Genomic DNA, 12248 nt, shown 5'->3' on the forward strand with positions numbered 1-12248 from the left:
GTGTTTGCATGTGTAGGATAGGTGGTAGGCTTTGAAGCAGGGGCGCCAGCTCTTGTGGAGCCGCAATGTGAAATACCACCCTTATGAACATGGTTGTCTAACCGCGGACCGTCATCCGGTCCCGGGACATTGTATGGTAGGCAGTTTGACTGGGGCGGTCGCCTCCTAAATGGTAACGGAGGCGTGCGAAGGTGGGCTCAGGTTGGTCGGAAATCAACCGTCGAGTGCAATGGCATAAGCCCGCCTGACTGCGAGACTGACAAGTCGAGCAGAGACGAAAGTCGGCCATAGTGATCCGGTGGTTCTGTGTGGAAGGGCCATCGCTCAACGAATAAAAGGTACGCCGGGGATAACAGGCTGATGATTCCCAAGAGTCCATATCGACGGAATCGTTTGGCACCTCGATGTCGGCTCATCTCATCCTGGGGCTGGAGCAGGTCCCAAGGGTATGGCTGTTCGCCATTTAAAGAGGTACGTGAGCTGGGTTCAGAACGTCGCGAGACAGTTCGGTCCCTATCTGCCGTAGGCGTAGGAGAATTGAGAGGATCTGACCTTAGTACGAGAGGACCGGGTTGGACGCACCTCTGGTGGACCTGTTGTCGCGCCAGCGGCACAGCAGGGTAGCTATGTGCGGACGGGATAACCGCTGAAGGCATCTAAGCGGGAAACCCACCTCGAGATCATTTCTCCCTTGAGAGCCGTTGTAGACCACAACGTTGATAGGCCGGGTGTGGAAGTGCAGCAATGCATGTAGCTTACCGGTACTAATAGCTCGATTGAACTTGCATCGCTCTCATTAAGCAATGCTCATCTTGGATCTCACGCAGCAAGTCCGCGCTGACGCGCGGGTTGCTCCGATGGGGCGGCATTTATGCCGGCGCGCCTTGCGCGCTTGGGCCTTTGGCCCAAGTGACGGCGCGCGAAGATGAGCGTAGGAATAAGCACGGAAAGACCAGAATTTCGCCTCACGCTTTCGCCGACCTGGTGATTATGGCGGGGTGGCTGCACCCGATCCCATTCCGAACTCGGCCGTGAAACGCCCCAGCGCCAATGGTACTTCGTCTTAAGACGCGGGAGAGTAGGTCGTCGCCAGGTCTGCGAAATCGTGACGCGAAATAAAAGAATTCATCATCCTCTTCACACACTTACACAAAGCGCCGCTTGGGTTTTTTACCTGAGCGGCGTTTTTGCGTTTGGGGGCCCTGGCTGCCATCGCAAGTTGCCTGTTCGTAACCGTTCGTGGGCTGCTGAAGTGCCTGCCGGCGGCTCTTTGATTTGGTAAGCTTGCAGCGACAAATCGAAGTGGGCCTGCGGTCCCGCACCCTGACGTTGGGGGTAATTGCCGCACAGGCCCCGCATTTGTGCGAGGCCGCGCCATGAAGGTCGAAGTCGTTCGAGATCGGAATGGGTTTGAGGTCCGCTACGGAGCGGATCCGGTATCGTTCGAAGTGTCGGGTATTGAGGTCGCTTCCGCTATCCCAGCCGATTTTTCCCTTTGGCTGATGTTGCCTTTGGCGATGCGCCAAGGTGCCAACCTCGAAATCGATGCACCCGTGGATCCCATTGCGCTGGAAAATGCCCGCGGGCTCGCCCGTGTTTGGGCGATGTGGGTGCCGGAGCTCTATCGGCCGATCGAAATTCATGCGCCGGTCGCGAAGGTCTCGAATTCTTCCGATCAGCGGGGTTCGGTTCTTCTGTTCTCGGGCGGCGTCGATTCCACGTACGCGCTGATCAGCGAGAAGGAACGGGCCAACCTTACACACGGATTGACGGTTCAAGGGCTCGACTACAAGTCCGACGATTCGCGCCAGTTTCAGGATCTGCTCCACAAAACGCGGGCGCTTCTGGATGAGAACGGCATTCATCACATCTCAGTCAAAACGAATGCGGGTCGCCATGTGCGCCAACTCGGCATGACGCACGCGTTCGTGTTGGCAAGCTGCCTTTTCCTCTGCTCCGGGCGATTCTCTCGCGGGGTTCTCGCGGCTGATCTCACGCTCGCGCAGGACATGATGGTTTTCCCGTGGGGGACCAATCACGTCACCAATGCCTATTTTGCCGGCTCGGAATTCCGAATGGATACCGTGTCGCAGGGCGTGAGCCGAATCCGGAAACTTGAGTGCATCCTGGGTGACAAGACTGCTTTGCACGCCATTTCATTCTGCGGAATCAAGCGATTCCGGCCGCACAACTGCGGGATCTGCCCCAAGTGTCTGCGCACCAAAATCATGCTTCTCGCGCTCACGGGTGAGTGCCCCGATATTTTTTCCGACAGGACGATCAGCGCGTCTCAAGTTCGCAAGCTCGATGTCGCGAGTCGTGCAGCCTACAAGCACTACGCCGAGATCATATCTGTCGCCCGCGAGCGTGGGTTTCTCGATCGCATTCCCGGCCTCGAGCAACATGTTGCGGCCTCGCTCGATGTGAAAAGGCGCAAAGCTGTACTCAGACAATTCTTTCAAAAGATCCTGCAGATTCCGAGCTTTGGATAGCAGAACCGAAGGCCGGCCCCGTTAATTCGTCTGCAACCACATCCGCATTTCGGCCCCCTGAGGGTGTCGGAACCCATTCACAACCTAAGCGTGCAGTATTATCTCTGGTTGTCATCTGCGATTCTGGAGAACGGACTGAGCGGTGATCACCTTCGACGATTGGCTGGCTAGCCACGACCCCATGAACTGGGAACTTCTTCGCGACATGATCAGATCGGGGGACATCCCGGCCCCTCTCGTTGGGGGGCTTCTTGAGGGTAACCCCCAATTCGCGGCTTGGCTGAATTCGCAGGGTGAGATTAAGGAGAGCTGGCGTCGGGCTACCGCGGATCATGCCCGGCGGTTGGCCGGGTCCCGGCGAGAGCGGCGTGTTGTCGGCGGGTAAGGTGCTGCTCGCCCAACCCGATAGGGTCATTGGCCCATTTGGGTGCCGAGTGCGGCAATCCCAACGAGCGTCAGGAGCGACATCGCCGTCGAGAGATTGATGTCGCCGAATTCGCGGACGCGGATCTCTCGGATGACCTCCCGCCCCTCGGCGGCCGGTTTCTGATCCGGCTCGCGCGCACGAATCCAGTTCCAGAAGAATCGCAGAAACGTTTGCGTCCGGCGCCATATCTCGTATGGCGCGCGGCGCCACCCATATTTGATGCCGTAGATGGCGACGATCAGCACGGCGATCTGAAGCAGTGTCGAGACCCAGCCACTTATCAGAAACCAGACGATGGACCAGGCGACGCTAGCGATGGACAAGAGCGCAGAGAAGACCCAACTCAGGACGTCCATGCCGTACTCCCGCTCAGTTGCGCGCCATCTCGAAAACGTGACCGTGTGTTTCGCAACTGACCGGTCCGGCTTTCGTATAGCTTTCAGCAAAGACTATCCAAACAGGTGGCAAAATGCTGTTCGCGCGTAAGAAGACTGAGATGCCGACGGCGGAGACCGCTCTCAAGGGGCGACCGAACGCGCTGCCGACGGCTGCCGAGCATTTCATTTTCGGCCGGGCGCTCAAGGGGCCCTATCCGCAGGGCCTCGAGACCGCGATGTTCGGGTTCGGCTGTTTCTGGGGTGCCGAGCGGAAGTTCTGGGAACTCGGGGCCGGCATCTGGGTGACGGCCGTGGGCTACGCCGGCGGCTTCACGCCAAATGCGACGTATGAGGAGGTGTGCACGGGCAAGACCGGGCACAACGAGGTCGTACTCGTCGTATTCGATCCAAAGGTGATCTCGTACGAGACGCTGCTCAAGACCTTCTGGGAAAGCCACAACCCAACGCAGGGCATGCGGCAGGGAAATGACGTCGGCACGCAGTATCGTTCGGGCATCTACTACTTTTCGGATGCGCAGCGCGAGGCCGCGGAACGTTCGAAGACCGCCTACCAGAAGGGGCTTTCTAGTGCGGGCTATGGTGCCATCACGACCGAGATTCTGCCGGCTCCCGAGTTTTTCTTCGCCGAGGATTATCATCAGCAATATCTGGCGAAGGTGCCGCACGGGTACTGTGGGCTCGGCGGGACAGGCGTCTCCTGTCCCGTTTCGACCGGGGTGACTTCGACCACTGTCGACTAGCCGCCGGTCTTAACCATTCGGAATTGCAGGGTCTTTCTCCGCCGTCTGCGCATGTGGACGGCCGAGGCCCCATTTTGGGCGCTGCGGATTACGCGATCTGAAACGAGTTTACCTTATTCCCCAGCAACTTACTGCGATGCACAATTTGGCCCTTTTTGTGCAGTGAATGAGGGCGGAAAGTCAGTGGCAGGATGAGGGGTAAAAACAATGCGCGTAAAGCGATCGGTTCTGGCCTGCGCAGGTGTCATCGCGGGCACCGCGGCTCTGGCCGAAGATTTCAAGCTTCCGCCGGAGGTGACCCCTCAGCTCCGCGCTGCCTGTGAGACCGACGTTCGCCGCCTCTGCATCGGGAAGGATCCGACGGTCGCCAAGGTCAAGCGTTGCGTGCTGGTGAAATACTTCCAGCTCGGGAAGAAGTGCCAAGTCGAACTCGCATCGCTCGGGTTCGGGCAGTGACCTAGGCGAGATCTGCGGCGCTTTCCTCGCCGCTCTCCTCAATCGGCCGCGTCGCGAAATCCGAGCGAGACCGGTGCTGTGTCTTCTCCCAGCTGTAGGGTGTGGTCACGAGCTGATACAGAGCGCGGTACGCGGCAAATGAGATCAGCAGCCAGTAGATCGGCATCAGGATCGCCCACCATGCCAGGCGCTGGCGCCCGCGTCCGGCGACGGCAACCCAACCGAGCGCGACCCCGGTCGCATAGCCCAATATCAGATTGACGATGCCGAGTACCCAGACGGCGTCGGAGAGGCCCTGGTGGTCGAGTGAGCGCAACGGGCCGTGCACGGCTTCCATGGCGGCCACGACGTAGAACCAGGGATGAACGAGGGCCGAGAGAATGAGGCCGCCCATCAGGATCTGAAGCCCGAAAAACCGCAGCCAGCCGAGGTCGCGCGCGGTCTTCAGGGGCTTGCGCATATGCACGAGGTAGGTCTGCATCCAGCCCTTGAGCCACCGCGTTCGCTGGTTTCGCCAACTTCTAAAGGTGGCCGGTGCTTCCTCCCAGGTCGTGGAGTTGACGACCTGCACCATCCAGTCCGTGCGTGCGAGGCGGATGCCGAGATCAGCATCTTCGGTCACGTTGAAAGGATCCCACCCGCCGACCGCTTCCAGTGCGGCCTTCGAAAAGTGGTTCGAAGTTCCACCGAGAGGAACCGGCAGGGTCAGCCGCTCGAGCGCGGGGAGGATGCAGTCGAACAGAACCGTATATTCGATCGCGAATTGGCGCGTCAGCCATGTCTCGCTGTCGTTCAGGACATTGAGGCGCGCCTGGACGCAGCCGAGTTTCGGATTGGCCATAAGCAGGCTGGCGGCGCGGCGAAGCTGGTTGGGTTCCGGTACGTCCTCGGCATCGTAGATCACGACGAGGTCGCCGGTCGCTCGGCAAAGCGCATAGTTGAGGGCCCGAGGTTTCGTGCGTGGACTGCCGTCCGGAACAACCACGACCGACATCTGAATTGGGAGCTGCATCGCGCCGACGGCTCGCCGCGTCCGGATATCGAGCTCCTCGAGGATCAGCAGGATCTGAAGCTTGTCGACCGGGTAATCGATTGCGGACAGCGCGCCGACCAGCTCGGCTGCAATCTCGGCTTCGTCATAGAGCGGGACGAGCAGAGTGTAGCGCGGAAGGTTTGCGTCGGTCTCAAATATGACGGTGGCAGTCTGTTTGGCCGAGGGAAAGGCCGTGAACCAAAGCGCGGCGGCGCGGAGCGCGACGACACAGAAGAATGGAAAGACGAGTACGGCCGCCAAGACGAAGATGGCGTAATGCGGGTCGAAAATTGCCGCGGCACCGAAAACGAGAAAGGCGAGAAGCAGGATCCATTTCTGCCAGCGCCAGGTCGGCGTGCCGGCGGAGAGGTCCGGCCGGGTGCGCCGCAAGGCATTCTTGGCGTGGTCGAGATGCGCTGCCGCCGTGGCGTCGAAATCGTGGCCGGGCTGGTCCCACGGCCGCTGCGCAGGCGGCAGCTCGTCCGGACTCAAGCGCAACTCCACGTCTCGGCGCTCCGGGTCTGAGCTACCGAATTGTTGCGGAGGCATTTTTTGAGACGCTCCCCTCGGCTGCGCTCCTGCATTGGGCGGGTTATGCCCCGCTCTCGCTTGTAGCGATCTTGCCATATTGCCTTCGATGTTAAATAGGATTCTGGTGAGATACGCTCCGAGAGGCCTGCTACTGCATGACGTTCCCTCCCCCATTCACCGCAAACGCGCGTTCGGTTGGAGCTTGGGTTTCGGCCTTGGTCGTTGGCGTGTTCGTCGCGCTGGGGACTTTCGGTGACGCGCGTGGCCAGGAGAATGCCGCCGTGACTGCGACGGAGGGCGAGGCTGCACGCGCGGCAGAACCCCGGCGCTTCGTGATCCGGTTCCTCACCGAGGGCGAGTTTCCCCCCTTCAACTACTACGACGACGAAGGCGTACTGTCCGGGTTCAACGTCGATCTCGCGCGCGCAATCTGTCTCGAGGTCAACGCGGCGTGCGATATCAAGGTGCGCCCCTGGGAAGAGCTTCTCATCGCCTTGAAGCGTGGGGACGCAGATGCGGTGATCGCCGCTCACCGGGTGACGGCCGGAACGCTCGCTGACGTCGACTTCACGGACCGGTACTTCTATACGCCTGGCCGGTTCGCGAGCCGGGCCGGGACGGACTACGCGGAGGTCAATCCCGATCGTCTGGACGGCGTGACTATTGGCGTTGCCAAGGGGACGGCTCACGAGGCCTTTATCAAAGCGTTCTTTCGCGATAGCCGGATCGTCGTATTCGAAAACCCCGAGCTTGCCCGGGAGGCGCTACAACAAAGCAAGGTCGATCTCATTTTCGACGACGCGATCAGCTTGGCGTTCTGGCTAAACGGGTCACTTTCCCGCCAGTGCTGTGAATTCAAGGGCGGGGCGTTCCTCGAACCCAAGTATTTCGGTGACGGGCTCGCGGTCGCCGTGCCGCGCAGTGATCCACAGATCAAGTCTCTGATTAATGGCGCGCTGATGCGCGTTCGGCAAAGCGGGCGCTTCCAAGAGCTTGTCGAGCGCTACTTTCCAGTTCGCATTTACTAAGCCGCTCTGTTCCGTTGCCGGCCGGTCACGCTCTGACGCCGGAGACACCCGTCTGTCACACTGCTGAAATGAAAATCTCCTGTAACGGGCCAAGCAACACCGCAATCCGTGCGGATGGGAGGCTTGGCGCATGGGGACCGAACGCTTCTACCGGACATTGTTCATCTCGGACGTGCACCTTGGGACGCGCGCCAGCCAGGCGGAAATGCTTCTCGATTTCCTGAAGTACACCGAAGCCGAGACAATCTATCTGGTCGGTGACATCCTCGATTTCTGGCGCATCAAGCGCGGCGCCGTCTGGCCCCAGGCACACAATGACGTGCTGCAGAAGCTGCTGCGTAAGGCGCGCAAAGGCACGCGGATCATCTACATCCCAGGTAATCACGACGAAGGCATTCGCGACTACGCGGGCATGCACTTCGGCGGCATCGAGATCGAGCGGCAGGCGTTTCACACGACGGCCGATGGCCGGCGTTTCATCGTGCTGCATGGGGACGAGTACGATGTCGTGGTGCGCTATGCGCGCTGGCTCGCTTTCCTCGGCGATCGCGGCTACGAGCTGGCGCTGTGGTCGAACTGGCCGCTGAACTTCATTCGCCGGCGTCTTGGTCTCGGCTATTGGTCGCTGTCCGCTTATCTCAAGCACCGCGTAAAAACTGCGGTCAGCTTTATCGGCGAGTTCGAGAAGAACCTTGCGGAGGAAGCGCATCGCCATCAGGTGGATGGCGTGATCTGCGGCCATATCCACCACGCCGCGAACCGCGACATCGGCGGCGTGCGCTACATCAACACCGGCGATTGGGTTGAGAGCTGTACCGCCATTGGCGAGACAGTAACCGGAGAGCTCGAGCTGATCCGGTGGCACGACGTGGTGCGTGCGCGGACGGGGACTCTGGTCACGGACGCAGCACTCCAGGCGGCCTGATGCGGATTCTGCTCGCCACCGACGCTTGGACCCCACAGATTAACGGAGTCGTACGCACCTATCAGAGGCTCGCGCATGAATTGAAGTCGATCGGCGTCGAGCTTGTGGTCCTGGGCCCTGAGAACTTCCGGTGCGTTCCGTGTCCGAGCTATCCCGAGATCGGGCTGGCGCTTCCAGATCAGCGGCACTGCTCGCGCCTGATCGACGAAGCGAAGGTCAACGCCATCCATATCGCGACTGAGGGACCGGTCGGTTGGATGGCGCGGCGGCATTGCCGGCATCGTGGGATACCTTTTACGACCAGCTTCCATACCCGTTTTGCAGACTATGTCAGCGCGCGCTGGCCGATCCCCGAGAGTTGGGTCTATGCCATTCAGCGGCGCTTTCATTCTCGCAGCGCGGGTGTGATGGTTGCGACGGAAAGCTTGGCGTCCGATCTGCGCCGCAGAGGCTTCGAGCGGCTGATGCCCTGGACCCGCGGCGTCGACACGGAGCTGTTTCGGCCGCAGTCCGTGCGACTGTTCGGCGATGGGCCCGTGTTTCTCTACGCCGGGCGGGTCGCGGTGGAGAAGAATATCGAGGCCTTCCTTCGTCTCGATCTTCCAGGCGTGAAGGTCGTGGTCGGTGATGGTCCGCAGCTTGCGGAGCTCGAAGCCACCTATCCCGACGTGACCTTTACGGGCGTTCGTGAGGGTGCGGATCTTGCCGCGTGCTACGCATCTGCCGACGTGTTCGTGTTCCCGAGCGTCACGGATACGTTCGGCATGGTCATGCTTGAGGCCATGGCTTGCGGCGTGCCGGTGGCGGCGTTTCCCGTCATTGGTCCAAAAGATCTCGTTACGACCGGCGTGTCCGGCGTGCTCGGCAAAGACCTCAAGGAAGCTGCGCTGGCTGCCTATCAACTCGATCGTGCGCGCGTTCGCGAGGCCGCGCTGGCGTTCACGTGGCCGACGGCTGCGGCGCTTTTTCTCACAAATATCGAAAGCGCGCTTGGTCCCGTGCGTCAGCGCAGCGAGTCCCGCTCGCGCGAGCTGAAAATGAGCCGAGCCCGACCAGTCTAGCGGTCGTAGTCTCGATGCGCCGCATTCGGAATTTGCTCTGGTCAGCGAATTCGAATTGGCTATGCTCTCCCCTCCCGGGAATGATTGACATCAAGCAAAACTGCCGACAGGGCGCGTGTAGACACGCGTGGGACCGGCAGCCGGCGGGGGTCGTGCACTATGCGATTTCGTTTGAGTTTCAGTTCGTGCGTCCTGCCCGCGCTGGCCTGTGTGCTTCTTTCCGGAGGTGCGACCGCCAAGTGCCGCATGAAGGCGCCGGACACGATGATCAGTGGCATTACGCTGACGGATCGCGACAGCGCGATCAAAGTGGTCGGTGGCGATGTGAAGCTCGGCGAAAGCGAAGACGACCTGCCTCATGCGCGTTTCGTCTCGACCAATGGTGCGCAGGAGCTGGTGCTGTTTGCCCACTATGGCGCCGACGATGACGAGTACGCCGAAGTGGAGGTGCGCGTTGCAGGGGCGGAGGCGCTTGCTCTCAAGGACTTGCCGGTCGAGAGCTTCAAAACGGAGCGCGGTGTTGAGCTCGGCATGACCGTCGCCGAGGTCGAGAAGCTGTTCGGGACGTGCTTCAAATCCCGCCAGAAAACGGGGAACGAGCTCTTCTTCGAGTATGAAATCACTGGTGCCGACCGCGATCCCGAGCTTGGGAAGTTCGGCTATCCGATCTACTACGCAGAGTACGAGTTCGAGCGAGGCAAGCTCATCCGGTATCGCTTTGGATTTGCTTATCCTTAGGCGAGAGGACGTCCCTGCTATCAGTTGTCGTTTTCGACGAATGTAATGCGATTGCCGACTGGGTCGACGACCGTCATTTCCAACCCGCCCCAGTCCGGCTGTTCGAGGCCCGGACGATTGTTCTTGTAGCGCTTGTCCCTGAGCTCGGCGTGGAAGTCACGGAGCCCCTTGATGACGATCCGGAAGCGTGTCCCCGGAGAGCCATCACCGTGATGCTCGGAGATGTGGAGGAGAATTCCGTCGCGGCTCATCTGCATGTAGAGCGGCAGGCCGGGCTCGAAGCGATGTTCCCAGTCAACCTTGAAGCCCAGGAAGTCGACATAGAACTCGCGGGCCTTCGCCTCGTCGAAGCTGCGAAGGATCGGGATGGTTCGAAGGTGCGTGAGCGCCATGCGGCGTCTCCCTCAAGACATCAGAAATTTGTCTCGAGGGATGATATAGCCAAGTCTAACGCGGACGGCGAGGACCACCGCCAGGACCAACCGATGACGGCGGAGGCCCAGAGCGCGCATCCTTGTGACGGAAGTTGATGCGGCCCTTGGTCAAATCGTAAGGCGTCATCTCGACGGTGACTTTGTCGCCGGCGAGAATACGAATACGGTTCTTTTTCATGCGACCGGATGTGTAGGCGATCACCTCGTGGCCGTTGTCGAGCTTTACGCGGCAGCGGGCGTCGGGCAGCACTTCCTCCACCACGCCTTCAAACTCGAGCATTTCTTCTTTGGCCATTCAGTCCCTCGGTGATCCAATTCAACACATCAACATGCACTGCAAAAGCAACGGGGAGCAGACCTCTCCGCTCCCCGTGCTCATCCGTATTTGCTCGACTTAGAGCGGACGCAGGTTCACGGCAGCAATCTTGCCGTTGCGGCCACGCTCAGTCTCGTAAGCAATCTTCTGGCCCTCGCGGAGCGTTTGCAGACCGGCGCGCTCTACGGCCGAGATGTGTACGAAAACATCAGCGCCGCCTTCTTCAGGCTGGATGAAGCCGTACCCTTTTTGACCGTTGAACCACTTTACGGTGCCGTTCGACATTATAGTGCCTCCAAAGCAGATCGTCATAACCTCCGGACCCGATGACCGGAGATGTCATCAAATCGCGCGATGGAGACTTCCAGTTTCAGCGTGGGCGCTGTCGCAGAGTGAACCAAGGCGTGTTCGATGGCCTTATATGAACCGGCTTTTCTGCGAAGGCAAGATGTTGCAGGGGCCCAAAACACTATGCTTTCAAGAGCACTGTTGGCCCTGCCAAATTGAACAGCATGAGTAAATGGCGATACTTCTGGAGCAAGTCTGGGGTCTTTGGGAGAACTAGCTGGCCGTTGCTGTGACCCCAGCGGTGACCCCGAACTAGAACAAAGGTTTTGCACCCAGGTGGGTTTATGCAACTCAATTAAAGTTCTAAGAGGATTGGATATTCCCAAGACGAGCACAGAGCGACGCGTTGTGCGCTGCGGGCGTACGTTGCCGCACTGATCCACCCCCGAGAACTCTGTGTTGCAAAAGGAAAAGGGTCCCCCTATAAGTCCGACCAGAGCCGCCCGGCGGGGCATGCCGTGGCGGCTTTTCATGCTTTTACTATCTGCGGCTCCCGCAAAAAGCATCCCTTTTGCGCTTATTGCTTTGCAGCAAGGCGTTGGGTTCGCCCAGCTGTTCGCAGCCGGGCCTGCGGACCGCTTTCCAACTTAAGGAGAGCAAAATGCCCAAGATGAAGACCAAGAGCGGCGCCAAAAAGCGCTTCAAGATGACTGGCACCGGCAAAGTCAAAGCGGCTGCCCAGGGTAAACGGCACGGCATGATCAAGCGTCACGCGAAGTTCATTCGCGATGCGCGCGGCACGATGGTGTTGAACGACAGCGACGCCAAGATCGTGAAGAAATACATGCCCTACGCCCGCTGAGTTCGACGAGAACTCCGAGACCCCAATTCCAGTCATTAAGGGAGCAAACCCATGGCTCGCGTAAAACGCGGTGTTACCGCCCACGCCAAGCACAAGAAAGTTCTGAAGGCCGCCAAGGGCTACTATGGCCGCCGCAAGAGCACGATCCGCGTCGCCAAGCAGGCCGTCGAAAAGGCCATGCAGTACACGTACCGCGACCGGAAGCGTCGCAAGCGTACGTTCCGCGCGCTCTGGATCCAGCGCATCAATGCCGCCACGCGCGAGCATGGCCTGACCTACGGCCGATTTATCTTCGGCCTCTCGAAGGCCGGGATCGACATCGACCGCAAGGTGCTGGCTGATCTCGCCGTTCGCGACGCGGCTGCCTTCAAGGCCCTCGTCGATCAGGCGGCCGCTGCTGCGAAGAGCGCGGCTTAATCCAAGCCCGTCAACCCGGGCGAAAGCCCGCGGCTCAGCATTCCGCGCCGTGGGTGTAAGCCCTGGGTCCCGGCTTGTTGCGCGAGAGCGCTTCGGCCGGGA

Annotated in this window: 14 protein-coding genes and 2 rRNA genes (1 of these 16 cut by a window edge); 11 read left to right on the forward strand and 5 right to left on the reverse strand. The window is 60.0% G+C overall.

Annotated elements, in window-relative coordinates; genetic code table 11:
• From VHO05_RS09605 to VHO05_RS09615, 3 genes are all read left to right on the forward strand, one after another.
• Positions 1–789: ribosomal RNA gene (locus tag VHO05_RS09605) — 23S ribosomal RNA — on the forward strand (it extends 2007 nt beyond the left edge of the window).
• A 191-nt stretch (positions 790–980) separates the two neighbouring features.
• Positions 981–1095: ribosomal RNA gene (gene rrf, locus VHO05_RS09610) — 5S ribosomal RNA — on the forward strand.
• A gap of 281 nt (positions 1096–1376) precedes the next feature.
• Positions 1377–2492 carry a hypothetical protein gene (locus tag VHO05_RS09615; RefSeq protein WP_329646364.1) on the forward strand — a complete coding sequence of 372 codons (1116 nt, stop codon included), beginning with the start codon at positions 1377–1379 and terminating at the stop codon, positions 2490–2492.
• 411 nt (positions 2493–2903) lie between these two features.
• Here the strand turns inward: VHO05_RS09615 and VHO05_RS09620 are convergent, their stop codons facing one another.
• Positions 2904–3275, reverse strand: a complete 372-nt coding sequence (locus tag VHO05_RS09620) for a hypothetical protein (protein WP_329646365.1) — start codon at positions 3273–3275, stop codon at positions 2904–2906.
• Between the two features lie 113 nt (positions 3276–3388).
• Between VHO05_RS09620 and msrA the strand changes: the two genes are divergently transcribed.
• Both msrA and VHO05_RS09630 read left to right on the forward strand, forming a co-directional pair.
• Positions 3389–4057, forward strand: coding sequence for a peptide-methionine (S)-S-oxide reductase MsrA (msrA, locus tag VHO05_RS09625; RefSeq protein WP_329646366.1), 669 nt, complete (start codon positions 3389–3391; stop codon positions 4055–4057).
• Positions 4058–4264: 207 nt separating this feature from the next.
• Positions 4265–4513, forward strand: coding sequence for a hypothetical protein (locus VHO05_RS09630; protein ID WP_329646367.1), 249 nt, complete (start codon positions 4265–4267; stop codon positions 4511–4513).
• Position 4514: 1 nt separating this feature from the next.
• On the opposite strand, the gene VHO05_RS09635 is transcribed toward VHO05_RS09630, so the two are convergent.
• Positions 4515–6095 (reverse strand): glycosyltransferase, encoded by a 1581-nt coding sequence (locus VHO05_RS09635; protein WP_329646368.1) that lies wholly within the window; start codon positions 6093–6095, stop codon positions 4515–4517.
• 137 nt (positions 6096–6232) lie between these two features.
• Between VHO05_RS09635 and VHO05_RS09640 the strand changes: the two genes are divergently transcribed.
• The 4 genes from VHO05_RS09640 to VHO05_RS09655 all read left to right on the forward strand — a co-directional run bounded on the left by VHO05_RS09640 (position 6233) and on the right by VHO05_RS09655 (position 9829).
• Positions 6233–7105, forward strand: a complete 873-nt coding sequence (locus tag VHO05_RS09640) for a transporter substrate-binding domain-containing protein (RefSeq protein ID WP_329646369.1) — start codon at positions 6233–6235, stop codon at positions 7103–7105.
• Positions 7106–7235: 130 nt separating this feature from the next.
• Positions 7236–8030, forward strand: coding sequence for a UDP-2,3-diacylglucosamine diphosphatase (locus tag VHO05_RS09645; RefSeq protein ID WP_329646370.1), 795 nt, complete (start codon positions 7236–7238; stop codon positions 8028–8030).
• Positions 8030–9091, forward strand: a complete 1062-nt coding sequence (locus tag VHO05_RS09650) for a glycosyltransferase family 1 protein (RefSeq protein WP_329646371.1) — start codon at positions 8030–8032, stop codon at positions 9089–9091. Before VHO05_RS09645 ends, VHO05_RS09650 begins: the two co-directional genes overlap by 1 nt.
• A 159-nt stretch (positions 9092–9250) precedes the next feature.
• Complete coding sequence (locus tag VHO05_RS09655) at positions 9251–9829, forward strand: hypothetical protein (protein WP_329646372.1); 579 nt, start codon at positions 9251–9253, stop codon at positions 9827–9829.
• 20 nt (positions 9830–9849) lie between these two features.
• On the opposite strand, the gene VHO05_RS09660 is transcribed toward VHO05_RS09655, so the two are convergent.
• From VHO05_RS09660 to VHO05_RS09670, 3 genes are all read right to left on the reverse strand, one after another.
• Positions 9850–10221 carry a glyoxalase superfamily protein gene (locus VHO05_RS09660; protein ID WP_329646373.1) on the reverse strand — a complete coding sequence of 124 codons (372 nt, stop codon included), beginning with the start codon at positions 10219–10221 and terminating at the stop codon, positions 9850–9852.
• Between the two features lie 55 nt (positions 10222–10276).
• Positions 10277–10558, reverse strand: a complete 282-nt coding sequence (infA, locus tag VHO05_RS09665; RefSeq protein ID WP_026867740.1) for a translation initiation factor IF-1 — start codon at positions 10556–10558, stop codon at positions 10277–10279.
• Between the two features lie 99 nt (positions 10559–10657).
• Entirely contained in the window at positions 10658–10864 is a 207-nt protein-coding gene (locus tag VHO05_RS09670; RefSeq protein ID WP_020084059.1) for a cold-shock protein, read from the reverse strand.
• A gap of 664 nt (positions 10865–11528) precedes the next feature.
• On the opposite strand from VHO05_RS09670, the gene rpmI reads away from it, so the two are divergent.
• Positions 11529–11729 carry a 50S ribosomal protein L35 gene (gene rpmI, locus VHO05_RS09675; protein WP_020084060.1) on the forward strand — a complete coding sequence of 67 codons (201 nt, stop codon included), beginning with the start codon at positions 11529–11531 and terminating at the stop codon, positions 11727–11729.
• 51 nt (positions 11730–11780) lie between these two features.
• Positions 11781–12146, forward strand: coding sequence for a 50S ribosomal protein L20 (rplT, locus tag VHO05_RS09680; protein WP_329646374.1), 366 nt, complete (start codon positions 11781–11783; stop codon positions 12144–12146).
• The last annotated feature ends 102 nt before the right edge of the window (positions 12147–12248 follow it).

This window comes from Hyphomicrobium sp., assembly GCF_036262015.1.
Classification (GTDB): Bacteria; Pseudomonadota; Alphaproteobacteria; order Rhizobiales; family Hyphomicrobiaceae; genus Hyphomicrobium_C.

Coding starts and splice junctions, on each gene's coding strand:
- VHO05_RS09615 (WP_329646364.1), top strand. CDS start 1,377: ATGAAGGTCGAAGTCGTTCGAGATCGGAATGGGTTTGAGGTCCGCTAC.
- rpmI (WP_020084060.1), top strand. CDS start 11,529: ATGCCCAAGATGAAGACCAAGAGCGGCGCCAAAAAGCGCTTCAAGATG.
- infA (WP_026867740.1), bottom strand. CDS start 10,558: ATGGCCAAAGAAGAAATGCTCGAGTTTGAAGGCGTGGTGGAGGAAGTG.
- rplT (WP_329646374.1), top strand. CDS start 11,781: ATGGCTCGCGTAAAACGCGGTGTTACCGCCCACGCCAAGCACAAGAAA.
- VHO05_RS09620 (WP_329646365.1), bottom strand. CDS start 3,275: ATGGACGTCCTGAGTTGGGTCTTCTCTGCGCTCTTGTCCATCGCTAGC.
- VHO05_RS09640 (WP_329646369.1), top strand. CDS start 6,233: ATGACGTTCCCTCCCCCATTCACCGCAAACGCGCGTTCGGTTGGAGCT.
- VHO05_RS09630 (WP_329646367.1), top strand. CDS start 4,265: ATGCGCGTAAAGCGATCGGTTCTGGCCTGCGCAGGTGTCATCGCGGGC.
- VHO05_RS09670 (WP_020084059.1), bottom strand. CDS start 10,864: ATGTCGAACGGCACCGTAAAGTGGTTCAACGGTCAAAAAGGGTACGGC.
- msrA (WP_329646366.1), top strand. CDS start 3,389: ATGCTGTTCGCGCGTAAGAAGACTGAGATGCCGACGGCGGAGACCGCT.
- VHO05_RS09635 (WP_329646368.1), bottom strand. CDS start 6,095: ATGCCTCCGCAACAATTCGGTAGCTCAGACCCGGAGCGCCGAGACGTG.
- VHO05_RS09645 (WP_329646370.1), top strand. CDS start 7,236: ATGGGGACCGAACGCTTCTACCGGACATTGTTCATCTCGGACGTGCAC.
- VHO05_RS09655 (WP_329646372.1), top strand. CDS start 9,251: ATGCGATTTCGTTTGAGTTTCAGTTCGTGCGTCCTGCCCGCGCTGGCC.
- VHO05_RS09650 (WP_329646371.1), top strand. CDS start 8,030: ATGCGGATTCTGCTCGCCACCGACGCTTGGACCCCACAGATTAACGGA.
- VHO05_RS09660 (WP_329646373.1), bottom strand. CDS start 10,221: ATGGCGCTCACGCACCTTCGAACCATCCCGATCCTTCGCAGCTTCGAC.